Genomic DNA, 26,107 nt, shown 5'->3' on the forward strand with positions numbered 1-26,107 from the left:
ACTTTCCTATTAGTATAATACCAAAATACTGTATGAAAGATATAATCAGCCTGTTTAAAATAAAGCCCGGAAAGTTTTCTCTTGATGATCATGACACTGCTTACACTGCCGATTATCAAAAGCAAGACGCAGAGGAGATTTTAGAAGATCTGATAAAACAAACCTCAATACTACAAACAGAACTTTATGCAGCCAATAGATATTCCCTGCTTATAATATTTCAGGCTATGGATGCTGCAGGTAAAGACAGTGCCATTGCCCATACCATGTCCGGGCTTAACCCGCAAGGTTGCCAGGTTTTTAGTTTTAAGCAGCCAAGCACTGAAGATTACGAGCACGACTTTTTATGGCGGCATTATAAAGCATTACCCGAACGAGGCCGTATTGGCATTCATAATCGATCGCACTACGAAAACGTCTTGATAGCCAAAGTACATCCCGAATTGATATTGAAGGAAAATATTCCAGGTATTACTGATGTAAACGATATAAGTAAAAAGTTTTGGGAGCAGCGCTATGTGAGCATTCATAATTTTGAAAAGCACTTGAATAGTAATGGAACTGTGATTATTAAGTTTTTCCTTCATCTTTCTAAAAAGGAACAAAAGGAACGTTTGTTAAAAAGAATAGAAGATCCTGAAAAGAACTGGAAATTTGCAGCAGACGATTTAAAAGAACGAGAACGATGGGGTGATTACATGGAAGCCTATGAAGCAGCGATAAAAGCAACAACAACAGATAACAGCCCCTGGTATGTAGTTCCCGCGGATAAGAAATGGTTTACGAGGATTGCAATCTCTACCATTATTTTGCAAACACTTAAAGATCTAAAACTAAGTTTCCCTATAATGCTAAAAGAAAAGGCAGAGGAACTGGAAGAAGCACGGAGAATTTTAGAAAAAGATTAGATTATTAAGATAAAAAGAAAGGCTGCAATTAATTGCAGCCTTTCTTTTTTAAGAACGAACCCTTATTGGTATTCGTTCTTTTTTTGTTGAACCTGATCTACGGCCATATCAACCTTGTCTGTGGCGTATTTTTTTGCTTTATCAAACCATTCAGGTGCATTCTCGGTCAAATCATCAAGTATCGATCTTCCATTCTCGCCTTTTTTGGTGATATAGTTTATTCCGTATCCAATGGCCGCGCCAACCGCTATAAATTTTAATAAGCCCATAATTTTAAGTTTTTAATTGTAACTGTGTATACTAACATTTACAACTATAATGCCAATAGTGATCAATTGGCATTGGCTTCATATTCTTTAATTAACTTTTTGGTAGCCCGGTTACTCCAGGCGGTAATAAGCAGTTCTTTCAATTCTGCAGGGTCAACCTTTTCGAGATTTATCAGCATGTAATCATAATTGCGGTAGTGGTCGGTAATGTAATAGGTGTCAGGATTGGCCCGCATCCATTTATCGCGTTCAAGTGTGCCGATGACAAGGTTTTCACCATCTTCTTTTATACGGGCGAATAGTTTACCACCTACATAAAAAGCGGGGGTATTAAAGCACATTTTTTCGGTAACACCCGGCATGCCCAACAGCACTTTACGCAGAAACTGCAGATATATAAATACATCGGTACCCATAACTGCAAGTTAATAAATTGTGATTGAAGCGAGAAGTGTTTACCGAGCGAATGATTTGCCTGATTTTTTTATATCGACGCACGCCCTAAACAGGTTTGTGGTTTAGCGCATAAATAATTACGCTTATATGGAAAATGATTGTTTTGATTAAAAAGAGTTCAGTGCGTATCAAATAAGGTACAAAACAGCGGTATATAAATGCAGCCGATAAAAATTGATGTGCCTTATATGTAGTCCGGTTAATGGCCGGGTCTGAGACTGAGTATATTGAAAATTTAAAATGACTGATTAAAATATTAAAACATGTAGTTTTTTCATTAAACATTTATATTTTTGCGTCAAATAAAAAACAGAATAATGGAATCAACAACTAAAGGCGCAAATTCAGAAAGTCACTATATATTTTTAGTTATTACAATTATTGCAGGTTTAGTAGGAGTATACTTACGCTTTGCAGATTTCCCTCATAGTACTTTAGTTTCAAATATTATATTGCTTATCGCATCAATAGTATGTTTAAAAGCTGTTTTCGGGATCCTGAAATAGTTTTTAATAAAATATAGAAAAGGCGCTCATGACATTCATGAGCGCCTTTTTTGTGAATAATTTATTGTATTTATTCGTCATCCTTTGGCCTGTATTTGGCCTCGTTCAAAATCTTTTGGGCATCAGTTTCGGCCATTAGCTGCGGCAAGGTAATGTTGGGATGTTTTTCCATGTATTGTTTAACAATCTGCCAGCCTGTCCAAATGGCCAGCTTTGGTGCCGATTCATTGTCTTGCCCAAGACCGGGGGTAAACGGGGCCTCGGTTAAATATTTCTGGATCTTTTGATAATCACTTTCATACAGCAGGTTCTCTTCTAAAAAGAAACGCCAGATGTTGCTTTTATAATCTGCACACCATTTAATTTGCTGGTTGGTATAACCTATTTTGGTTGAATCGGGCACATCAGGCAATACCTGATCCATAAAATACATGATCTTACCGTTGTAGATCATTTTTGATAACAGGGTAGTGTTTTTATCATCTTCAGGGAACATGTCCTCGCGGGCTATGCCTTCAACCACCCGTGGCGTAATATTACCAGGCGTAAACCTGCGCGATATGTAAAGTGGAAAAGTCTCTATCAATGAGGGATAAAACCTGGAATCGGCACCCAAAAACAGATCGAGCCCAATGGCGAAATAGCCATCACCAATGGATGTTTGTGCCTGGAAACCTGATATGTAGGCATATACTTTTGGCAATCGCTTTTGCGGAAAGTAGTATTTAATACGCCTGAAAGCGTCAGTTAGTTCTGCATCCTGCTTATCGGTGTTTTTATAAACGGCATCAACGTCGTGCTTAAGATCTGTATAGGCTTTGCCCGCAAAAACATCATGCAGGTTTTTATAATAATTGGTGTCGGCTGTGCCGCCTATCTTAATTATGCGTTCAACAAAATCAGTATAAAAAACACCATACTTTTTTTGCAGCGCGGCTATATGCGGAGTAAGTGGTTTTGTACGCAGTAAATCAAAGTCATTATCAAAACGTTCTATCTTTACATTAACGGGTATGTTGCTCACATCCACCTTTTTATTATGTGTGCAGGCTGTAAATAACAGGCATGTGTAAAAACTTAGACAGATTAGTCGTGTTTTTAGGGAATATGACATCATTTTTAACGTTTTAGCAAAAATAATTTTTTTATTTGCATTACGCGTAAGCATTACCATTGTACCTATGAAGATCGCATTAGCCCAGCTTAATTATCATGTCGGCAATTTTGAATCAAATACCAATAAGATCATTGCTCATATTCATGAGGCAAAAGAAAAAGGTGCCGACCTGGTAGTGTTTTCTGAACTGTGTGTTTGCGGTTATCCGGCCCGTGATTTTTTAGAGTTTAAGGAGTTTATTAACCTTTGTGATGAGGCCGCCAAAAAAATAGCTGCAGAATGTATTGATATTGCCTGTATTATTGGCTTGCCAACATTCAATAACAATCCCGAAGGTAAGGACCTGAACAACTCCGCCTATTTTATTGAGAATGGTGAAGTAAAAGCTGTAGTAAACAAAGCGCTTTTACCAAATTACGATGTGTTTGATGAGTATCGGTATTTTGAACCATCAACATTATTTAATTGTATAGATTTTAAAGGTAAAAGGATTGCGCTCACCATTTGCGAGGATTTATGGAACACCATAGAAAACCCCTTGTACATTACGCGGCCAATGGATGTACTGATCAAACAGCAGCCCGATGTAATGATTAACATTGCGGCATCGCCATTTGCATATAACCACGACGAAGAGCGTATTAATATTTTAAGTGATAATGCCAGCCGGTACAAGCTGCCGCTGTTTTACGTAAACCACGTAGGCGCGCAAACCGAACTGATATTTGACGGCGGATCATTAGTGTTTGATAATACCGGCAAGCTGGCCGATGAAATGCTTTATTTTACGGAGCAGATGGCTTATTATACTTTGGATGATAACGCGCAAATTACCTTTGAGCACACATCAACCCTAAGGACCGAAAGGCAAAGTGATATTGAACAGATACACCAGGGGCTGATATTGGGCATCCGCGATTATTTTTATAAGTCGGGATTTAAACAGGCGATATTGGGTTTATCCGGAGGGATAGATTCTGCCGTGGTATGTGCCCTGGCTGCCGAAGCTTTGGGTGCCGCAAATGTGATGGCAGTGTTGTTACCGTCAAAATTTTCAAGCGACCACTCTATTAAAGATGCCGAAGACCTGGTGAATAATTTAGGTTGTATGAGCCAAACGGTTGCAATAGCTAAAATAACCGAAGCATTTGAAGAACAGTTGCACCCGCAATTTCAAAACCTTCCGTTTAATATAGCCGAAGAGAATATACAATCGCGCAGCAGGGCTGTTGTATTAATGGCTATGTGCAACAAGTTTGGTTACATTTTATTAAATACATCAAACAAAAGCGAGGCCGCGGTTGGGTACGGAACACTTTACGGTGATATGTGTGGCGGTATATCTGTTTTAGGTGATGTTTACAAAACACAGGTATTTGAGCTGGCCAGATATATTAACAGAGATAATGAGATCATCCCTGTCAATTCTATTATTAAACCACCATCTGCCGAATTAAGGCCTGGTCAAAAGGATACGGATTCGTTGCCGGAATATGATATACTTGACAAAATAATTGAAGAGTATGTGGAGCGCCGCTGCTCATCTGCCGAGATTGTGAAATTAGGATATGACGAACATACCGTTCAGCGTGTAATAAAACTGGTGAATCTGGCCGAACATAAACGCTATCAAACACCACCAATTTTGCGTGTATCGCCAAAGGCATTTGGGATGGGCAGGCGTATGCCAATTGTAGGGAAGTATCTATCGTAAATTTAACTTCGATAATTGTTGTTCCGTTCCGCTAAAAGCGGAACAGAGCGGATCAAACCGGAACAAGGTGCTAAACATTATGCATATTGGTGGGTTAATTCTTATTGTTTTTAAGGGCTTATATTCTTAATAATCCTAAATTTCTTTTTAAAATTATTCTGGTTAAACCTTTGTAGATTGCATAGTCTAAGTCTATATAATTTATATCTGACGTCATGAAAAAGTATGTTCATTTAATGCTGGCGGTAATGTTTATATCTGCACTGTCTGCCTGCAGTAGTTACAATTACTACACAGCTGCTGCTAATAAAACTAATTTAACCAAATACCGCACGTTTGCATGGGCGGCTCAAAAAACTAACCCAAACAAGCAATGGCGACCGCTGAATGAAATAGGTAACGGTAAAATACAGGAAGCTGTAAAAGTGGCCCTTACACAAAAGGGATTAACCCTAGAACAGCAAAATCCCGATTTATTAGTTAGCTATGCTACAGTTACCGGCCGGGGTACAAAAACCGAATACTATTCACCTTATTATGGTTATGGTGGTTTTGGTGGCTGGGGATTTGGATATGGTGGTTTTTACCGCCCCTGGGGCTTCGGCTGGGGTTGGGGCTGGCCCGGATATTACGGAGGTGGATACGGATATGGTTATGGACAGAAAGTACACTACAAAGAAGGTACAATTATTATTGACCTGATAGATACCAAAACCAATACGATTGTATGGCGCGGTTACGGTGTAGGTGAACTGCATAACCCAAAACAAACTATGAAAGACATCCCTAAAGTGGTTGATGGTATTTTAAAGCAACTGGAGTTAACCCCTACAACAAAAAGATCATAAATGGCAAAGGCCAGCATTATCTGGCCTTTACTATTATATAAAGCCTTTTCTGATTTAAGCAGAAAGGGCTTTATGCTTTTTGTATAAATGGTAAGCGCCAAAAATAATGGCAACTATAACTAATACATGTAACCAGTTATCGAGCGGGACGTAGCATGGAGGGTCCTCCGGATCAATAGGGATTCCGGGATCATTTGGATCACCGGTACATTGACTAAATACATTTAAGCTGAATATTTGTAAAGCCCCCAGCACTACCACCCTTGTTTTAAATTTCATTATCTTAAATCCTTTAATTATTTTTTTGTGAACTTATTAGTGCCCATAACGGCTTTTGTAGTATTATTAATAACTTGTATAAAGTAGGTTCCCGGTTTTAAATTACTAACATCATCTTGCCAGGTAGGTTGTTTTGAATTAACTGATTTAACTAAAACGCCAATACTATTAATGATTTTTATAGTGTAAGATACCGTACTTGAATCGGGCGTAATAGCCACATTAATAAGGCTATTTGTTGGATTCGGAAATATGCTTATGTTATTTATAATAACGTTACTTGCGTTTTGTGAGTACATCAGATTAACAATGCTGGAATAAGTAATTAGTCCATTTTTATCTTGCTTTAAGCGGTATTGATTTAGCCCCATTACCGGTAATGGATCTAACAGATCATATTTGCCTAAACCATTTGATTGAAAACCACCAATTACTTCAAAGCTTTTGCCGTTATTTATGCTTCGTTCAACGGTAAAATTTAAGTAGCTTTTTTCATTTTCCATTATCCAGGTTAGCATTGATCCTTTGGTTACTTTTTTAGCATCAAAATCCAACAAGCGTATTTTCATTGCCGGATCTTGTTTTATTATCAAGCTGAATCTGTTTGCTCCGTAAGTAGCGGCATTACTCCTGATAATATTGAAATTATAAGTTGGATTTGCAGTAATTTCAAGGGAATCTTTAGTGAAGCTATCCTTTAAAAAGATACGATAAAGTTTATCAATAGAATTCATACCAGTGAATTCCATTTTATATATTCCGGTTATTCCGCCCTCTGCAAATAAATTGACAGGAGCAGTGATCTTGTCCAAACTGCTCATCCTGTTAATTATACATGGTATTCCTTCTGCTGTAGTGCTATACATAAATATTTGCTGGCCCGCGCCATTTAAATATGATGCGTCATCATTATCAAATTCATTTTTATGTTTACTACTGAAAGAAAGTATGCTTTCATTATAATACGTACTGTCCTGAATCAGCTTAATTTTAATCGAAGAAATATTACTACTTAAAGAATCAGAAGTACTTGTTGAGGAAAAGACCGTAGGGATTGTAGAGGGTGCCGTGCCTGTAGGATAAGTGGTTTTTGCACTTTCCGGGAAAGTAACCGTCCTAACGCCGGTGGATAATGCTTTTACAAAAAAGCCTTGTCCTGATAATGCAAATCTGCTCGCACCATTAGTTACAGATTGGTCTGTACGGCTATAGGTACCGTAGGTTTGCAAAGTGCTGTTTAAAATATAAATCACAGGAGATATGCCAGTGCCAAAAGTAACTGATTGCAAGTCAATAGTTGACGGGAAAGGGTTGCCAACAAGATTAAACCCGTCTGTGGCAGCGCTATTATTAGTATAAGATAATGTTGAAGAAAATGCAGTAACAGTTTTTGTATTGCCTGGTGTTAAAGCAGCATTCCTTACATTATAATAGGTTGCAGAGCTTGTGAATACCGGAACAGATACAGCAACAGGCCCGGCTATTATATTTCCTGAAAATTTAAGTGTAGTAGCCTTCGCATACGGGTAAGGAGATGTAAATACGTTACCACTATTATTGCCTGATTGCGCCATAGTCCTGTCTCCTCTAAAAAAATACAGTATGCCATTTCCCATTGGTATATATTCGCTCTTATTTGCGAAACCTTTATAATCGCTTATAGTAACATTTCTGTTTGCCGGCGGAAGATCAGATTCTTTATAGACAAAAACAGATGGATTGTTAGGAATAACTGTAGTAGATGTAACATCAAAGCCATTTGAATTGGCTGTTGTACCAACAGTGCCGCCAGTACCCGGCCCGCTAATGTATGTACTGGTAATCAACGTGTTTAAATCATAGCTATTTAACCCGGCCGGGGTTGCAGGTGATGCTGATACAACGTTTGATACCGGTGAAGACAGTAATCTGTAGCCGCGGGAGGTGGAAACACCGCCAGGAACATACCTTTCTGCATTTACAGTACCCGTAATACTTGTTGCAGTTATTGGGCCTACAGTTGCAGTTAGCGAAGATGTACTTTTTAAGGTTAAAGCACCATTGCCGGCGTTATCAATGTTCAGGCTTCCTGCGGTTAAAGTTAGGGTGTTATACACGTCAACAGGGCCGCCGGTTATATTGACCTGGCCGGATGACGCTGTGTTATTTACTTTAAAATTACCAAACTGCGCGGTATTTGCTGCATTGGTACCTGTGTATAATTGCGGGGTAAATGTTCCCTTCCATTCAATGGTTGATGCGTTGGTAACACCGGCTGCATTTATACGCCCACTATTATAAACATTACAACCAACGGTAAGTTTCTTTCCATTTAAATCAATATTGGCGCCCGGTTCTATGGTTATGCCATAAAAAGCGGCATCTGCGGCTAACGCAGGATAATTGGCTAAGCCGGCGGGAATTACAATGCTGGTGGTGCCATCAAACGGAGGGGCAACGGCAAGGCCCCCGGATGCGGGTGAGGCCCAGTTTTCCGCTAAGGTAGAAACAGTTGACGCGGCCCCTGTCCACATGTATGCAAGCGATCCACCTATCGCGGCTACATTAGCAGGAACAGCTGTAATGGTTGAACTGCTGATTGTAAATGTAAGCGGGTTATTTTGGTTGTAATATTCCGCTTTAATCCAATCGGCCGTTTTAACGGTATTAGATACACGTACCTCATCCAAAACTCCATTTAAAAAATTACCCGCCCCGAAATCAGAACCCAAATAAATATTTTGCCCTGTAGTACCTGAAACAATGGCGCCTGTCATGGTGAAATTTTGTTTGCCATCTAAATAGGTATAAAATATGCCCGTGGCGTTATTATAAACGCCCTGTACATAATGCCATCCATTTACTGTAACTGCGGTTTGCAAAGTAGATGTATTTCTGGTGGTGCTTGCCGGGTCCCCGGTGTTAGGGCGTGTCTCTACTTCGGGGTATACAGTTGTTGGGGTACTTCCGTATAATCCTAACTTGTAACCTCCGGTGGTATAATTGAGGGCCTCATTTGTAATTAATTTATAATCATACCCACCTGATGATGATAAGGTATAGGCCGTAGGTTTTACCCAGGCAGACAAGGTAAAAGAACCGGTTATATTGTTTGCCGTACTGGTACTAATAATTTTACTGCTTGAACCATTAAACTGATAAGCACCGCCTATTTGACCGGCAGCAAAAGTTGTATTTGTTTGAGCCGCGTTTTTACTATTGCTTGTGGCATCTATAACAGTAGTGGCTGCCGAGCCTTCATTTAAATGATAAACGGTCTGGTAATCACTGGTCCAGGTGGCTTTGGCAAAACCGGCTGTATGGTTAGGTGATAATGAACCAAAATAAAATGTTAAAGCAGTATTGGTAGATGTTAACGCGGGTATTTGTACCCACGCCAGCAGTGTACCCGTTGCAGGGTCATAATTTTCTACCTGGTAAAATAATTCTGTGGTGTTGCCATTTAGTGTAAATGCGAAATCATAGCCGTTAACCCCGCCTGAAGTGTAACTAACATTGTTGGCGCAGCCAAGGCCTATTTTTAAAGCATCCTCTTTTATATAAACCAACGCCGGGAAATTGTTTAACGTAGTTGTTATGCCCCCGGTTATTGCCGATGTATTTAATGTAACCTGCTGGCTAAAAGCGTAACTGGCTGGCACAGCCTGGCTAACCAGTATGGTTTTTGTAGATGAGGTACTACAGCCGGTTGTTGTGTTTGTAGCCGTACAGGTTATTGTTTTTATACCGCCCGATGCCCATGTTATGCCAATAGAACTTCCTGTTGCAGTTGCAGGGGTGCCTCCATCGGTATCCCAGCTATAGGAAATACCGGCTACCAAGGCTACCGATACAGGGGCATTTACGCCGGTAGCAACCGTAGCCGGTGCCGTAATTACCGGCGCCGTGGGTGCCGCGGTAATTGTTACAGCAACCGACCTTCGGGTGCTTTCAACACCATTTGCGGTATAAGCAACATAATAGGTGGTGGTGGCAGTAATTACAGGTGTTGTAAGTGTACTGCCTGTTGTAGTTGATAATGCCGTACCACCTGTAGCTGCAGTATATAAACCATAAGTGCCCCCGGCGGGTAAACTGCCCGAAACATTAATTGTTGCAGTAGTATTAATACAAGTGGATGTAGCAGGCGCAGTTGGGGTGGTTGGCACAATGTTTATTGTTATTTGATCCGATACAAATCCGGCCGGAACAAAGAAGCCTGCCGTATAATTATTAGTTGCTTTTAATATGTAAATTCCGGCAGCCAACGTACTTATTGATATGCCGCCAGCTGGTGTGTAAGGCGACGTATTATCGGTTACGGTAACTATAGGAGTATTAGGGGTAGCCGCCAATGCTAATGTAAAAACAACATTAGTTACACTACCACCAAATGCAGGGGCCGCAGTTGCTGTTACCGGATTTATACTGGCTGTACTCACCGGAAATAGAGCAGGATCAGTGGCAGGGGCGGTAATATTTACAGTCTGCGCCATGCCGGTATTAACCATCAAAACAAATAAAACAAATACGCTTAGCCTTTTTATTGATTTTTTTATGCTAATAATATCGCCCATATATATTAATATGCTGATTGTTGTAACAAACCATGTATTAGGCTATAGATATATAAATATCTGATCCTGTTTGAGCAAACGGACGTATTGCTAAAATGTACAAAACTGCTTTAAATGAAAAAGGTGTGTAAATAGTGTTCAAGTTGCGGATATGTATGATACAAAATATAATGTACTGTTGCCTTATACGAATAAAGTAATAAAAGGTTGTTTAATAGTTAATTAAATAATTAACATTTTAGCGGTTCCCAAAGAGAAGATTATATGGAAGAGAATAATTGCTGACAAAAGGGATCTATGCTTTTATGCATATGGATAAGCACTAAAAACAACAGGAGGTATTTGGTTAAAGAACCCTATAAACTACTTATACAGAAGAGGCTTCTGTTTCTTGTAAAGATGATAAACGCCAAAAATTACAGCGGCTATTACTAAGATGTACACCCAGGTATCAAGGGGGACCTCGCACGGAGTTGTGGTAATATCCGGGTCACCATTACCGCCACAAGGGAGCTCAATATCGTCGTCCTGGGCATAGCAGATTGCTATATTAACAAATAGCAACACGCACAATGAAAAAAACTTTTTTATCACGCTCACTATCTTTTAGGTTTATAGTTTTATAAACTTTCCATTGCCAACAATGGCTTTTGTGCTGTTATTAATTACCTGTACAAAATATGTCCCGGGCCTTAAACCGCTCACATTATCCTGCCATGTGGGTTGGGTAGAAGTAGCCGATTTTACCAGCGTGCCAACATCACCGGTTATCTTAATAGTATAAGATGCAGCGTCGCTTTGTGGTGTAATAGCAATATTTACGGTGCTGTTTACCGGGTTGGGGTATACACTTAAATTATTTATAGTAATGTTGTCTGTAGCTTTTGAGTACGTTAAGTTCACCACCTTTGAGTAGGTTATAGTGCCGTTAATATCATCCTGTTTTAACCGGTACTGGTTAAGGCCCTTAACCGGCGCGTTATCTAACATGCTGTATTTGCCAAGTTCACTTGATTTAAAGCCGCCAATCACTTCAAATGCTTTGCCGCCATTTGTGCTTCTTTCAACTGTAAAGTTTGTGTAATTGCTTTCATTCTCGGTAATCCATGATAGCAGTACACCTTCGGTAGTTTTGGTAGCTGAAAAGTCAAGCAGGCGTAATGCAATGGCAGGGTTTTGGCGTATAACTATTTGGAAGCGGTTTTTACCAAATGTTGTAGTTTTTGTCTTGTCAATATTGAAATTATAGGATGGATGGATACGGAGGTCAAGTGAATCTTTCTTAAAATTATCTTTAAGCCATACTTCATAAACAGGAGCCAGGTTTTTCAACTCATTCAGGCTTAGTGAATATAAACCGGATGCGGTTGCATTAACCATTAACCCAATTGCCTGTTGTTTTTTTACAAATGGTGTTGAGCTAATAGCTAAAGCCACACTGTCGCTTGATAAAACCGACAAACTTTCATAGGCACCGCTTCCGCCTAAATCAGTAGCATCTTCCTGAGTATTAAATTTTTCACTCGCGCCATCTCTAAAAGCTATAACTACATTGTCGTGATTTAAACTATCTAATGATAGTCTTAGTCTGATGAACCCAGCTGCTTGTTCTGAAGCAACAGGCATGCCTAAAAGTAAATTCAGACCTGATAGTTGTGAGGAAGATTTTGCAGATTCATTAAATGTAAGTGTCCCGGTAGTTGGCGTTGTTGCGGGTGTTGCTGTGTTTTCAACCTTTACAAAAAAGCCTTGTCCGCTTGCAATAATATTTTGAGAACTGCCCCCTGTACCTACTCCGTTATTTCCCCTTACATATGTATCAAATTGATTTGTAACCGGGTTAAACAAGTATATAGTACTTGATATATTAGTAGTTGTAAAACCTGCTGTATTATCCCAATTTATTGATGAAGCATATGGGTTACCCAATAAATTTATACCATACGAAACAGATGCAGCTGTTGCAGTACGTAACAATGTTGTACTGCCGGTTTGCCAGTTTTTTGCAGCAATTGATCCCTGGTTTAAAGTGCCTGTATTAGCAAATACAACACTTTCTGGTGCAGTAAAAGGAGTAGTAGTTTTGACGGTGAGGTTGTTTAGTTTATCACCCCTGAAATAAAATAAGAAACCCGTACCTGGGTATGTATTGGTAGAAACATCTGTTACCGCCCTGAAATTTCCGGATGTAAAAGATGTGCTTGTGCCTGCAAAATCCTCACGATATAAATATAAAGTTGGGTTTGCGGTAGTTGGCCCGTAACCGCCCGTAGCCCCTGTTACAATAGCGCTGTTATTTATATAATTAAAATTATAAACATTAGGGCTTGAACCTGTTGTATACACAGGAGAAGACATTACCCTATAATTCCTGTAAGTGTAATTTGACCTGGCTTGATTGTAGCCCGAGCCACCCGTAACATAGCGTTCTGCAATAACATTACCTGTAATTGCAGCGTCAATGGTACCTTCAGTTGTTTGGTCAAGCCTTGAAACACTTGCTGTAGCCGTGGGCGATGATTTTAATGTGAGCAGGCCGGCTGTAGCTAAAGTAGCGTTCTGTAAATTTAGGGTGCCCGTTAAATTTAATTTTGACGAATTACTTGAGGCTAAAGTTAAAGTGGTGCTTTTAACTGTTTTTATAATACTAAGATTAGCCAAATTGGTATATGCACCCGCATTAATAGTAAAAGTATTAGGCACACTTCCCGTAAATGCAATAGTACCGCTGCTACTTAACAGGTTAGAGACTGTAAGATTAACATCAGATAAGGTAAGGGATTTGCCCGCATCAATTGTTAACCCCGCTATATTAACATCTGATAATGAAGCTGTCGGGTTATTAATTGCTGTACCTGGTATATAAACATAATTGCTTGCACCCGGGGCTAAAGCTGGTGTAACTGCATTATTATTTATTTGCAATAACCTCCAATTTGAAGCGGTATTAAAACTGGTACTTGTTCCCCCGGCCCACGTGTAAGCTTGCGCGATAGTGTAAGCAGTACCATCTGTTGCAGGAGATACCGCTGTTACATAACCATTATTGTTATCATATTGTACTTCCAGGTCTTTAAATTGGAGAGAAGTGATTTTGGCATTTGGTAAAAGATCTATCGTATAAAAAAAATTATACACTGTGCCTGCTTGGTCTGTACCCCCTAAGTTTAAAGTAGTTGTAGCATAATTTAATGCCCCGCTTGAAGGTACTGTATAGGTATTAAGAGGCAGATCGGCAGTTGTAGAAAAGTTATTATCCGCTGATGAATATAGTTTAGCCCCGGAAAGAATCAACAGTGAATTGCTTAAGTCGTTATCTATATCAATTTCCTTAATGTTAAAAGCGCCTCTTGATACAATACTAAAACCATAAACGATGGCATCATCTTGCCCCTGAGATAATGTGCTGTTACTTAAGCCGTTTGATGGCGCTGTAATTGAGTTAACTGTAAATGTTGGAATATAAAGTTTAATATCGTCCCATTGGCAGTGATAAGTAGCAGACCGGGCTTCATTCGCTTCTAATACGGTATAACTATAATTACTCATTGTTATACCAAAGTTTGTTTGCAAAACTTTGGTGGATGCTTCCGTTTTCAAAGGCGAATAAGCATTCATATAAACAACAACCCGGGCACCACTAATAATTTTTAATTTAATGCTATAGGTTATATTAGGTTCAACTGTTGTAGTATAAATTACCCCCTGGCTTGGAGCGCTAATTCTCAATTCTTTACCCACCTGTGTCATAAAAAAGCCATCGTTTTGAACACTTGGTGTTGAGGTTTTTGCCGCAAACCAATACCGCCAGCCACACTTGCCGGCAACAACACTTGGATAATCGACTATATCGCTTGAGTTAGCTGCATCACTTGTTGAATACTTATAAAGAATAGCCCATTCGTAAGTTGTGCTGCCGTTGTAGCTAACACCGGTACCAAGTAATTGCTTTGAAATACCGTTTGCTACTGTCGCCACATTGCGGTTAACGGTTGATAGCGAATAAGAACCATTTAGTGCGGTTTGTGAATTGGTAGAGGTGAAAGTATAATTAGATGCGGTTGTATTTCTGTAAACAAAAGATCCAATATCACTGGCTGGTGTTGCTGTTTCAAATGGGTTCCAGTAATAGTTTAGCCCGCCGTTTGAATAGGGTACCTCCTGCCCAAATCCCTTTACAAAAGGGAAAAAGCATATAAGGATAAAAAAAATATATTTTAGTAAACGTGTTTTCAAATTAATGGGGGAAGTGTTATATCACTTACCCAGGTAATACAAGAATTATGCAAATAGTATAAAAGGAGAAGCTTGTACTATTATTATATGTTGCCACACGGAAATGGGTTTAAATAAATGTTTAGGCGTCACAACGAAAATATTCTTAATAATTAAACGCCTGAAATGTGTGGAATTATTTACACAAATAGGGCAATTTATTGCTCGTTTTTTATTGATAGATTTAATGCCAGAAATTGTAAATCAGAGAGTTATAGGAGATAGGAGCAATTGTGGGGTGCAAGATCTGTAGCTCTGCTTAATCACACAAAATCCACACCAGAGTATTTTTATTTATGCTATTTAATGCTGAACTTGCTTGGACTGATTTTCTATCAATTTATGGGTAAATTCTACACAGCGGTTCTATTTAATTTCTTTTTAATTTGCTGTGTATCACAAGTGTTTGCCCAACGGCAACTGGTTGATGCAGTTAAAAAAAAAGAGCTTGATCAGCTTGCCATAAGTGCCGGTCAAAGCTTCACATCGGGCTACCAAAAAGCGCTGGCACTGGCACCATCCCGGGGATGGGCTATCCGCAGAAAAACAAAAACAGGTAACCTGGTTTCTTTACAAGGTATAAATAGGTTGGGTTTCCCGGTTTATCTTATCACACACAATAACACCATTGCTGCAGCTACTGTGGGTACTAATACAGTACAGCCGGGTGGCGCTTTAGGTTTAAATCTTTCAGGATCAAGTACTTTATTAAATAGTAAATTAGGTATTTGGGATGGTGGGCAGGTATACAGTCTTCATCAGGAGTTTGCAGGTAAAACTATTACGGCTAAAGATGTCGCGTCTGTGCTTGATCACTCAACGCATGTTGCGGGCACTATGCTTGCCAAAGGCGTGTACGCCCCGGCCCGGGGAATGGCATTTAATGCAGGAACCCTATCAGCCTGGGATTTTGAAAACGATGTGGCCGAAATGAGTGCCGCAGCATCGGGATTGCTGCTTTCAAACCATTCTTACGGAGACGTGGCCGGCTGGGATTATAACAGCGGTTCTTCCCGGTGGGAGTGGTATGGTTTACCCGGCGATACGGTAGACTATAATTTCGGCTTTTATGATGAGCGTGTACAGTCATGGGATAAAATAGCCTACAGCGCGCCATATTACCTGATAGTAGAATCGGCCGGTAACAGCCGCAGCAGTAACGGTCCGGCAATTGGGGATACCTACTATGGTTATCAAAGCCGTACAAACCCTACAATTGTAAACAAAGGGGCAAGGCCGGCTAACATTAGCAACAACAATGGTTATGACGTTATCAGCACAACGGGTAATGCAAAAAATATACTTACAGTAGGCTCTGTAGCCGCACTGCCAAATGGCCCGGTAAACCGGGAAGATGTAGCCATATCGTTTTTTAGTAGTTGGGGCCCTACGGATGACGGCCGTATAAAACCAGATCTTGTGGGCGATGGAGAGAATGTGCTTTCAACCGGGGTTACAAGTACAAACTCATATCTCACCCTATCAGGGACATCAATGGCGGCACCAGGCATTACAGGTTCTTTGTATTTACTGCAGGAATACTATTCGCAAAAAAACGCGGGCAGCTTTATGCGGGCTGCAACTTTAAAAGGCCTGGCATGCCACACTGCTTTTGATGCAGGCAGGATAGGCCCTGATTATATTTATGGGTGGGGATTATTGAACACGCGTACTGCCGCCCAGGCTATTACTGATAATGGTGCAAAAAGCATGATCAATGAGAGCACACTGCAACAAGGCCAAAGCAGAATGTTTGATATTATAGCTTCGGGGAACGGGCCTTTGGCCATAAGTATCAGTTGGACAGACCCGGCAGGAGCCATCACTGCTGATGGTGTGGTAAACAGTCGCACGCCCAAACTGGTGAATGATCTGGATATCCGCGTAAGCGACGGCGCAACTACCTTTAATCCCTGGGTGCTCACACCTGATAATCCATCGGCAGCGGCAACAACGGGCGATAATATCCGTGATAATATGGAGCAGGTTTATATAGCCAATGCTATCCCCGGTAAAAAATATACCGTTACTATTACCCATAAAGGTACGTTATCGTCAGGCAGTCAGGATTATTCGCTTATAGCTACCGGCATAGGCGGGTCGGCATATTGTGCATCAGCCCCTTCATCAACTGCCGATTCACGCATTAATAACTTTACTATCTCCAACGTTAATTATACACCCGCTGCCGGTTGCACGGCTTATACTGATAATACCGGCACAACCATACAGTTCCAGCAGGCAAAAAGCTATCCTTTTAGCATTACATTAGGCACCTGCGGAAACAATTTTAACAAAGCTGCCAAAGTATATGTAGACTGGAATGGTAACGGTGTTTTCGATAATAATGAACTGGCTGCTACAACCAGCGTTATAAACGGCACTGGTACGTATACCGGTAATATTACTGTACCGCTATCTGTAATAGCCGGTAACTTTGGTTTGTTAAGGGTTGTACTTACAGAAACTGCCGATACAGCAGCCATAACCCCCTGCGGAACTTACAGCAAAGGTGAAACCCAGGATTACCGCGTTCAGTTTTTGAAACCAACTGCCGATGCGGGTATTACAAATATTGTTAATGACGATGCCGGTGCATCATGTGCCGTTGCAACCGCGGTTACCGTTAGGATAAAAAATTATGGAAGCGCGGCCATAACCAATGTGCCGGTTACTGTAACCGTAATTTTGCCTGCCGGTACAATAGTCACCTTCAATGAAATATATACCGGCACTTTACAGCCGCAGGAAGAAACAGATTTTACCCTGAGCGGGAAATTCAACACTACACCGGGCGCCACTTATGCAATTAGCGCCCAAACAGCATTAGCAGGCGACCCCATTTCCTCAAATGATAAAGCAACAGGTTCAATTATAATCAGCCAGCCGCCTGTGGCGAACGACCTATCAGCGTTTTACTGTACCAATAATAACCAGTACTTATTATCAGGCAATGGCGATGGGCAGTTGCTTTGGTATAAATCGCCAACGGATGCCCTTCCGTTTGCTTATGGTACAAGTATATCAGTAACTGATGCCCCGGCGAACAATACCTTTTACGCCGGGTTAAATGATTTTAACGGCAATGTTGGTCCGGCTACTAAAAATGCATTTCCCGCAGGTGGATACAACCAGTTTACCCCTGATGTGAAAGTACACACCAACATCCCTGTAATTATTGAAACAGCACGTTTATATATTGGAAACCACGGTAAAATAACTTTTACAGTAAAGGCAGACAACGGGCAGGTGGTATCATCAACCACCCTTAACGTGGCGGCAACCCGCAGCAACCCGCAACCCGGTGCGCAAGATGATGATCCCACAGATCAGGGTAGGGTTTATGCGCTTAATTTATTGCTGCCCGCAGCCGGCAATTACACCATAACACCATCATATGAAAACGACGCTACCTTATATCGTAACAACAGTGGCGTTACCGGGTATCCGTTTAAATTAGGTAACATTTTTAGCATAACAGGTAATACGGCAATATCGCCCACAAATGAAAGTGATACCACGTATTATAAAAACTTCTATTACTTTTTTTATGATGTACATGTAAAGAGTACAGGTTGCCCATCCGCAGGCAGACAAGCGGTTGGATTAAACAAACCGGTGATAACCCAAAATGGTGAAGTCCTTAATTCCAGCTTTACTACAGGTAACCAGTGGTTTTTAAACGATAAAGAGATTGAAGGTGCAACAGGGCCAACCTACGCGCCGTTACAAAGCGGCAACTACCAGGTTGGTGTTACGCTTGAAACTGGCTGTATCACTAAATCAGACGTGTATACTTATGCTTTAATAGCAAAGAACCCTGATAGATCTACAGATATTGGGTTGGCCATTTTCCCGGTACCTGTAGTAGACAACCTGAATGTGGTTTTTGTGGCCCCAGCAGCGGGCAATTTAACCTTATCGTTAGTAAATACCGCCGGGCAAACTATATACCAGCAACAGCAAGTAATTACCGCGGGCAATTTTAGTACGGTAATAAACATAGGCACTCAGTTGCCGGGCACTTACCTGCTAAAAGTAATGCTGGGAAAAAAGGTGTACTCCAAGAAAATAATTATAGCTAAGTAAAGCGCTGCAATTTTTACTTAAAAATAAACTCCTTCCCTTGGGAAGGGTGCGGAGACTGTGAAGTGGCGGGTAGGGGTTACTACGCTATTGCCTTATCTCATAAACCCCTCCCTGGAGCCTCCCGTGGGGAGGAAGTCGCACATAGGCATCGCTTTTTAAAAACAAAACAGGCCGTGCATTTTTGCACGGCCTGTTTTGTTTGGATTCTTCTTTTATGAAGAGTAGAGCAAGGCTAAAACGTATACTTTAACCCCAGGCCCGGTGCAAGGTCAAAGAACGGACCGGTGGCCAGTTCAACACGTGGGTTAAGGTCAAGGCTAATGGCTATTGGAGCATCGGCAATTTTATATTCAAGCCCTAAAACACCGTCGGCACCTAACAGGATGCGGTTGTCGTTATAATACTGGTCGCCGCCATAGGTTTTGTAAACACCACTGCCTACAGAGCCTACGTGGGCACCAAAGCCATAATAAAACTTTAAACCAGCTGTTTTAAACGCTTCCTGATGCACCTCATATAAACCGGTGATAACTATGCCGTGGTTACGGATACCCAATATACCTTCGAGCGCGGTGGTTGAATTAGTAAAGTATTTTACAGAAAATCCATTTTCATATCCGCCAAATTTTACACCTGCAGCTATTGGATAATCCTGTGCTACCGATTTTTTAGATATCAATAAAAATGAAGTTAAAAATAGTGCGATGAAGGTAAGTTTTTTCATGTTCGATAGTCGTTTTTAGTCGTTCTTCTGCCCATGGCAGATAATGCGAATTAATAAAAAATTAAAGGTTAGTGATTATTGTTACAAACGAATAACGATAAAATAGGCATTTTATGCAATCTCTATTAAATATTACGCCCATTTCGTATTACCATTTATGTATTTTGAACACAAAGGCATTGTATTTATAATACTAAATAGATTAAATTGCTCAAAAATTGTAACCTTATACCCATGAAATATCCGTTCCGTTTAAATACAAAAGTATTGTTGTTTGTTGTGTTAACTTGTTTATGGGCAAGTTGTGTAAGAGGGCAGCTGGGCCAGAATGTTAGCGGGCAATACAAAAACGGAATGGTGGTATGTGCCTACCCGGATGCCGCGAATGCAGGGCTGGAGGTGTTAAAAAAAGGGGGCAACGCTGTTGACGCGGCAGTGGCGGTACATTTCGCACTGGCGGTAACCCACCCGCAGGCAGGTAATATTGGCGGCGGCGGTTTTATGGTGTACCGCTCTGCATCGGGTAGTACCAATACACTGGATTTTAGGGAGAAGGCGCCTGCAACCGCCAGCACCAATATGTATCTGGATTCGGCGGGTAATGTGATACCTAAGATGAGCCTATATACCCATAAGGCATCGGGTATACCGGGTTCTGTTGATGGGATATTTGAGGCCCACAAAAAGTACGGTAAGCTAAAATGGGCCGACCTGTTAGAGCCAGCGGTTAAGCTTGCGCTTAACGGATTTAAAATGACCAAACGACTGGCAAACGATATTAACCGCAATGCCGCAGAATTTAAAAATAGCAACCCCGGCAGCAATTACCTAACCGCTAAAGAATGGCAGGAGGGCGATGTGTTGGTGCAGGAAGATCTGGGCCACACGCTGGAGCAGATCCGCGATAAAGGCCGCGCCGGTTTTTATGAAGGCACAGTGGCCGATATGGTTGTGGCCGAAATGAAACAAGGCAACGGTTTAATTACTAAAGCCGACCTGCAAAATTACCATTCGGTTTGGCGCAAACCGATCATTGGTAATTATAAAGAATATAAGATCATTACCATGCCGCCGCCATCAAGCGGGGGGATAGCACTGGTGCAGCTGCTTAAAGCTGTAGAGAAATATCCGTTGCATCAATGGGGTTTTAATAAAGATTCTACCGTGCAGTTAATGGTTGAGGCCGAGCGCCGCGTATATGCCGACCGCTCTAAATACCTGGGCGACCCGGATTTTTATAAGGTGCCCGTTAGCAACCTGCTCGATACAAAATATATCCTGTCGCGCATGCAGAACTTTAGCTGGGAGGCAGCCACACCAAGCACCAGCATACAGCCGGGTGCAATTGCCGGGTATGAGAGTGAGCAAACCACCCATTTTTCTATAGTGGATAAAGACGGCAACGCGGTAGCTATCACCACTACCTTGAACGACACCTTCGGCTCAAAAATATTTGTGAAAGGCGCAGGCTTTTTGCTGAACAATGAGATGGACGATTTTAGCTCAAAACCGGGCGTGCCTAATATGTACGGCCTGCTAGGTGGCAAAGCCAACAGCATACAGCCGAATAAGCGCATGCTATCGGCCATGACACCTACTATTGTGGAGAAGGATGGTAAGCTGTTTATGATAGTAGGCACACCGGGCGGATCTACCATTATAACATCGGTATTTCAAACGATATTGAATGTAATAGAGTTTAATAAGAGTATGCAGGGGGCGGTATCGGCCAAACGTTTCCATCATCAATGGATGCCGGATGAAGTTACATCTGAAAAAGAGGCGTTGGATAGCCTCACCACCGAAAAATTGAAGCAAAAAGGATATAAAATGACCACCCGCGGAGCGATAGGCCGTGTGGATGGGATCCTGAAAACCAAATGGGGTTATTATGAAGGCGGTGCAGACCCGCGTGGGGATGATACTAAAGTGGGGTGGTAAGGAGAAGTTGGTAGTTTTGAGTGCGCAGTTTGCAGGAAATTACAATTGCAAATGCGTTAGGGACAGAAGTGGATACCGGCCATGCGGCTAAGGCATGTGCAGTATAAGCGGATGGCCCGGCCGCAGGCAACGCCCAATAATGATCTAATAATCAACCATGAACTATAATAAAAAGTATTATGTTTGTCAGCTATGCGAGGGAGTGTAAAACACCAGGAAACTATTGATTACTTTTTAAAGATTGTTTGGCAAACAGTTGCTAACCGCTATAACCAGTTAGTTACCGAATTTGGCATTACACAGTCTATTGGCTATTTACTTATCAATATTGATGAGGAGGGTACTACCGTATCGCAGGCAGCCGCTTTGCTGGGTTTAAAATCAACCAGTTTATCGCGGATGCTTAACCAGTTGGAGAAAACAGGCCTTATTTACCGCGAATCAAACCAGGGGGATAAGCGCTCTGTAAAAATTTATTTGACAGACCTGGGTAAAGAAAAGCGCCAGCTGGCAAAAAACGTGGTTAAGGAGTTCAATAACTATTTAAACGCCCATATAAGCGATGCCGACAAGCAATATTTGACGGATATGCTCAAGAAAATAAACCAGCTTACGGTTAATTACAAACCCTGAACCGGCCTTTTTATAAACCTCCAATTGTTAAAAAGTGTTAAGCTGCTGTTTTTGAATTATAAAACAATAAATTTGCCCTTTGAAAACGGTATGAACAGGTTATTGCTCATCTTATTGGTATTTATTATTGGTTTTGCCTCCTGTAAAAAAAGTGAGAGCGAACTTGATAAGATAAATAGACAGGCCGAGGTTGATAATGGAATTATAACAGATTATATATCAGCCAATGGTTTAAGCACTACTGCCAAACAGGTGGATAGCGCCGGCGTGGCTACGGGTATTTATTACGTAATAATTAAGCCGGGCGAAGGGAACGCCTTGTTTACCAACTCAACCAATATTACGGTTGATTTTACCGGCAAAATACTAACTAGCGGCCAAACGTTTACCAACAGCAATAACTTTCACCCCACTTTTGCGCTGGGCTCGGTGATAAGGGCCTGGAAATTAGCAATTCCGTTAATTAAAAAAGGTGGCCAGATACGAATATTATCACCATCACGTTATGCATACGGCGCATTTGACCAGCTTGAAATTGGCCTGCCTGCAAACTCTGTGGTGGATTTTGATATAAAACTTTTAGATGTAACGAACTGATTTAGATGAAACAAAAAATTTTTACTTTTTTATTGATTGCCGCAGCAGGTTTTACAGCATGCAGAAAAAACAGCGATGCTGACCCGGATATTAAACAATACGACGAACAACAGATACAGGCTTACATGTCTGCCAATGGCTTAACCGACTTTAGCAAGGACACTACCGGTGGCGATACTACCGGAATGTATTACAAGATATTTAACAAGGGTGTTGGTGTACCGCTGGAATATTCAGACCAGGTATCATTAGTGTTTACGCTGAAATCTTTTGATGGTAAGTATATTTCAACAGATACCATTACCAATCATATTTTTAATTACCTGGGCCACCTTAACACTAAGGACCCGCAAACATCTGCCAACCTGCCTAAGGGCTTAATGCTGGGGATTAAAAATTTATTAAAATACAGGGATGGCAGCATGCGCCTGTTAATACCATCGCGCTTAGCGTACGGAAAAGCAGGTACAGGTACAGGTAGCGTAAGTAATACAAACACCCGTATAGCAGGTAACCAATCGCTTGATTATTATGTGCATGTTATAAACGACCAACAGGTATACGATGACCTGGTGATCCGTAGTTATATGACAGCAAATGGTTTAAGCGGGTACACCAAAACAGCTACAGGCTTATACTATAAAATTATAAAAGATGGTACTGCCGGCAGTTTTATAAATGATCAATCTACTATTACAACAACATATACCGGAACTCTTTTAAATAATGTAGTTTTTGATGGAACCGCATCGACTACAGCTACATCTTTTGCACCAGACCAGGTAACAACATTTGTAGATGGCGTTAAAGAGGCACTGTTTACTTACGCAAAAGAGGGTACTTCAATTTCTATGTTAATACCATCGAGATTGGGATATGGTGTCGGAGGATCTTCTACAGGTGCAATACCTTCAAATGCTCCGTTAAGATTTGAATGGCAAATAGTAACCGTTACACACTAACTATTTACTCAACGCAGCCTTAAAAGCTTTCAAGCATCTTTCGCGGGCGAAAGAATGATCTATAATGGGTTTTGGATATTTGCTGAAGTCGGCATATTCCGGAACCCATTTTTTTACGTATTCTAATTTGGGATCAAACTTTTTCAGCTGACTATCCGGGTTAAAAATACGGAAGTAGGGTGCAGCATCTGTACCACTGCCTGCTGCCCATTGCCAGCCGCCTACATTGCTTGCCATTTCATAATCTAACAGCTTACGGGCAAAGTAGCGCTCACCCCAGCGCCAGTCAATCAGCAGGTCCTTACTTAAAAAGCTGGCAACCACCATCCGCACGCGGTTATGCATATACCCCGTAGCATTTAGCTCCCGCATCCCGGCATCCACCAACGGGAAACCGGTTTCGCCTTTGCACCAGTCCTCAAACTGCGCCTCGTCATTGATCCATTTAATACGGTCATATTCCGGCCTAAAGGCATGGTCCATAGTCTGCGGGAAATGATATAATATCATCATATAAAACTCCCGCCATATCAATTCATTCAGCCATGTTTTCTCGTCGGCTTCATAAGCATCCCTCGCGCACCTGCGGATACTCACCGTACCAAAACGTAAATGCACCCCCACATGCGATGTGCCCGTTACAGCCGGAAAATCGCGGTTTTTGGCGTAATCTGCTATTACCTTGTCGTATTCTTTCCCGAGGTAAGTGATAGTGCTTTTTACAAAGCCCATCTCCGTTAAAGTTGGCATGGCAGGCGCCTCAAATTTCAGCAGGTTCTTAAAATATTTTTCGTTGGGGTAGGCCTTCAGGTAAAATGGCTTTAGCTTTTGGTACCATTTGTTTTTGTAGGGGGTGTAAACGGTGTACGGCTTGCCATCATCCTTAAGCACCTCGTTCTTTTCAAGAATTACCTGGTCCTTATAAGTTTTAAAATCGATGCCATGTTTGGCCAGCAGACTTTTTATCGCAACATCCCGCTCTTTTGCATAAGGCTCATAATCATGATTGGTGTAAACCGCAGCAATATTATACTGGCTGATTAATTTTTTCCAGGCGTGGTCGGGCTTATCATAAACTACCAGCAGGCTGCTATGGTGCTTTTGACATTCTTTATTAACTTCTTCAATGGCTTTATAAATAAAGCTTACACGGGCGTCGTCCTCATCTTCCAGTTCATCTAAGATCTCTTTGTCGAAAATAAAGAACGGGAGCACGGGATTGCCGCTTTTAAGGGCATGGTACAGTCCTGCGTTATCCGTAAGCCGCAGATCGCGCCTAAACCAAAAAACGCTTACGGGCGTATCCTTATCCATAAATTTCTTTTAGTGCCGATGTAATGTCGGGGTATTTGAATTTGAAACCGGCATCCTCCATTTTTTGTGCCGATACCCTGGTGCTTCCCAATACCACTGTAGCCATTTCGCCAAGTAATAATTTTATTAAAAACGCGGGAACGTTTGGCGCCCAAAAAGGCCGGTGCAATTGTTTTGCCACGGCCTGGCTTAGTTGCGCATTAGTGACGGGCTGCGGGGCAACCATGTTAAATACTCCGGTTAAGGCTTCGTTATTAATACCATCAATATACATAGCCACCACATCGATGTGATGAATCCAGGGGATCCATTGTTTACCACTACCAATTGGCGAACCTACACCAAGCTTTACCGGCAAAGCCAGCTGCGGCAAAGCGCCGCCATCTTTAGTAAGCACTACACCTGTACGGTATTTTAAAATGCGTAAACCCAATTTTTCGCCTGCATCAACAGCCTGTTCCCATTCAATACAGCAGGTGCCTAAAAAATCATGTGCGGGCGGGCTCTCCTCGGTAAGCAGTTCATCTCCCCGGTCGCTGTAATACCCTGTAGCAGATGCGGAGATGATGGACTTAACCTGGTTAGGCTTTTTTTTGATCAGCTCATATATCAATCCTATTGACTGCGTGCGGCTCTCTATTAATAATTTTTTACGCGCGTTGGTCCAGCGTTTATCAGCAATGCCCGCGCCTGCCAAATGAATGATGGTATCTACACCTTCTAAACAATTTTCATCAATCTGCCCCTGCTCTACATTCCACAAAAAAGTTTTTACCTGCGGATTCTTCCCCCGGCTGCGGCTTAAATGACTAACCGTATAACCCTTGGCTAATAAAGTATTGGTCAGCTCTTTTCCTAACAGCCCCGAGCCGCCGGTAATTAATATGCTTTTGTTGTTACCCATTAAAACTATTGTTTT

General features: G+C 41.4%; 18 protein-coding genes. 9 read left to right on the forward strand and 9 right to left on the reverse strand.

Going from position 1 to position 26,107, the window contains the following annotated elements; genetic code table 11:
• Window positions 1-32 precede the first annotated feature (32 nt).
• Window positions 33-908 carry a polyphosphate kinase 2 family protein gene (locus WC743_RS11145; RefSeq protein ID WP_373012057.1) on the forward strand — a complete coding sequence of 292 codons (876 nt, stop codon included), beginning with the start codon at window positions 33-35 and terminating at the stop codon, window positions 906-908.
• A gap of 62 nt (window positions 909-970) precedes the next feature.
• On the opposite strand, the gene WC743_RS11150 is transcribed toward WC743_RS11145, so the two are convergent.
• Window positions 971-1,177: a YtxH domain-containing protein gene (locus WC743_RS11150; RefSeq protein WP_373012058.1), complete on the reverse strand. Its 207-nt coding sequence runs from the start codon at window positions 1,175-1,177 to the stop codon at window positions 971-973.
• Between the two features lie 62 nt (window positions 1,178-1,239).
• Window positions 1,240-1,593: an MmcQ/YjbR family DNA-binding protein gene (locus WC743_RS11155; protein ID WP_373012059.1), complete on the reverse strand. Its 354-nt coding sequence runs from the start codon at window positions 1,591-1,593 to the stop codon at window positions 1,240-1,242.
• A 357-nt stretch (window positions 1,594-1,950) separates the two neighbouring features.
• Here WC743_RS11155 and WC743_RS11160 point away from each other — a divergent pair, with 357 nt between their 5' ends.
• Window positions 1,951-2,139: a hypothetical protein gene (locus tag WC743_RS11160; RefSeq protein WP_373012060.1), complete on the forward strand. Its 189-nt coding sequence runs from the start codon at window positions 1,951-1,953 to the stop codon at window positions 2,137-2,139.
• 70 nt (window positions 2,140-2,209) lie between these two features.
• On the opposite strand, the gene gldB is transcribed toward WC743_RS11160, so the two are convergent.
• Window positions 2,210-3,313: a gliding motility lipoprotein GldB gene (gene gldB, locus WC743_RS11165; protein WP_373012061.1), complete on the reverse strand. Its 1,104-nt coding sequence runs from the start codon at window positions 3,311-3,313 to the stop codon at window positions 2,210-2,212.
• A gap of 7 nt (window positions 3,314-3,320) precedes the next feature.
• Between gldB and WC743_RS11170 the strand changes: the two genes are divergently transcribed.
• Together WC743_RS11170 and WC743_RS11175 are read left to right on the forward strand one after the other, a co-directional pair.
• Complete coding sequence (locus tag WC743_RS11170) at window positions 3,321-4,970, forward strand: NAD+ synthase (protein ID WP_373012062.1); 1,650 nt, start codon at window positions 3,321-3,323, stop codon at window positions 4,968-4,970.
• Between the two features lie 215 nt (window positions 4,971-5,185).
• Entirely contained in the window at window positions 5,186-5,818 is a 633-nt protein-coding gene (locus WC743_RS11175) for a DUF4136 domain-containing protein (protein ID WP_373012063.1), read from the forward strand.
• A 54-nt stretch (window positions 5,819-5,872) separates the two neighbouring features.
• On the opposite strand, the gene WC743_RS11180 is transcribed toward WC743_RS11175, so the two are convergent.
• The 3 genes from WC743_RS11180 to WC743_RS11190 form a co-directional block, all read right to left on the reverse strand.
• Complete coding sequence (locus WC743_RS11180) at window positions 5,873-6,097, reverse strand: hypothetical protein (protein WP_373012064.1); 225 nt, start codon at window positions 6,095-6,097, stop codon at window positions 5,873-5,875.
• 17 nt (window positions 6,098-6,114) lie between these two features.
• Entirely contained in the window at window positions 6,115-10,653 is a 4,539-nt protein-coding gene (locus WC743_RS11185) for a LamG-like jellyroll fold domain-containing protein (RefSeq protein ID WP_373012065.1), read from the reverse strand.
• A 612-nt stretch (window positions 10,654-11,265) separates the two neighbouring features.
• Window positions 11,266-14,889, reverse strand: coding sequence for a T9SS type A sorting domain-containing protein (locus WC743_RS11190; RefSeq protein WP_373012066.1), 3,624 nt, complete (start codon window positions 14,887-14,889; stop codon window positions 11,266-11,268).
• A gap of 381 nt (window positions 14,890-15,270) precedes the next feature.
• Here WC743_RS11190 and WC743_RS11195 point away from each other — a divergent pair, with 381 nt between their 5' ends.
• Complete coding sequence (locus WC743_RS11195) at window positions 15,271-19,017, forward strand: S8 family serine peptidase (protein ID WP_373012067.1); 3,747 nt, start codon at window positions 15,271-15,273, stop codon at window positions 19,015-19,017.
• Between the two features lie 232 nt (window positions 19,018-19,249).
• Here WC743_RS11195 and WC743_RS11200 read toward each other — a convergent pair whose 3' ends face one another.
• Entirely contained in the window at window positions 19,250-19,741 is a 492-nt protein-coding gene (locus WC743_RS11200) for a hypothetical protein (RefSeq protein ID WP_373012068.1), read from the reverse strand.
• Window positions 19,742-19,975: 234 nt separating this feature from the next.
• Between WC743_RS11200 and ggt the strand changes: the two genes are divergently transcribed.
• The 4 genes from ggt to WC743_RS11220 all read left to right on the forward strand — a co-directional run bounded on the left by ggt (window position 19,976) and on the right by WC743_RS11220 (window position 23,874).
• A complete protein-coding gene (gene ggt / locus WC743_RS11205) occupies window positions 19,976-21,682 on the forward strand; it encodes a gamma-glutamyltransferase (protein ID WP_373012069.1) in 1,707 nt (568 codons plus the stop codon).
• 192 nt (window positions 21,683-21,874) lie between these two features.
• Window positions 21,875-22,315 (forward strand): MarR family winged helix-turn-helix transcriptional regulator, encoded by a 441-nt coding sequence (locus WC743_RS11210; RefSeq protein ID WP_373012071.1) that lies wholly within the window; start codon window positions 21,875-21,877, stop codon window positions 22,313-22,315.
• Window positions 22,316-22,405: 90 nt separating this feature from the next.
• Window positions 22,406-22,912: an FKBP-type peptidyl-prolyl cis-trans isomerase gene (locus tag WC743_RS11215; protein ID WP_373012072.1), complete on the forward strand. Its 507-nt coding sequence runs from the start codon at window positions 22,406-22,408 to the stop codon at window positions 22,910-22,912.
• A 5-nt stretch (window positions 22,913-22,917) separates the two neighbouring features.
• A complete protein-coding gene (locus WC743_RS11220) occupies window positions 22,918-23,874 on the forward strand; it encodes an FKBP-type peptidyl-prolyl cis-trans isomerase (RefSeq protein ID WP_373012073.1) in 957 nt (318 codons plus the stop codon).
• Here WC743_RS11220 and WC743_RS11225 read toward each other — a convergent pair whose 3' ends face one another.
• Both WC743_RS11225 and WC743_RS11230 read right to left on the reverse strand, forming a co-directional pair.
• The gene (locus WC743_RS11225; protein ID WP_373012074.1) at window positions 23,875-25,188 is read right to left on the reverse strand and encodes a deoxyribodipyrimidine photo-lyase; all 1,314 of its coding nucleotides are present in this window, start codon (window positions 25,186-25,188) and stop codon (window positions 23,875-23,877) included.
• Complete coding sequence (locus WC743_RS11230) at window positions 25,181-26,092, reverse strand: TIGR01777 family oxidoreductase (RefSeq protein WP_373012075.1); 912 nt, start codon at window positions 26,090-26,092, stop codon at window positions 25,181-25,183. Before WC743_RS11230 ends, WC743_RS11225 begins: the two co-directional genes overlap by 8 nt.
• Between the last annotated feature and the right edge of the window lie 15 nt (window positions 26,093-26,107).

Source organism: Mucilaginibacter sp., assembly GCF_041660805.1.
Classification (GTDB): Bacteria; Bacteroidota; Bacteroidia; order Sphingobacteriales; family Sphingobacteriaceae; genus Mucilaginibacter.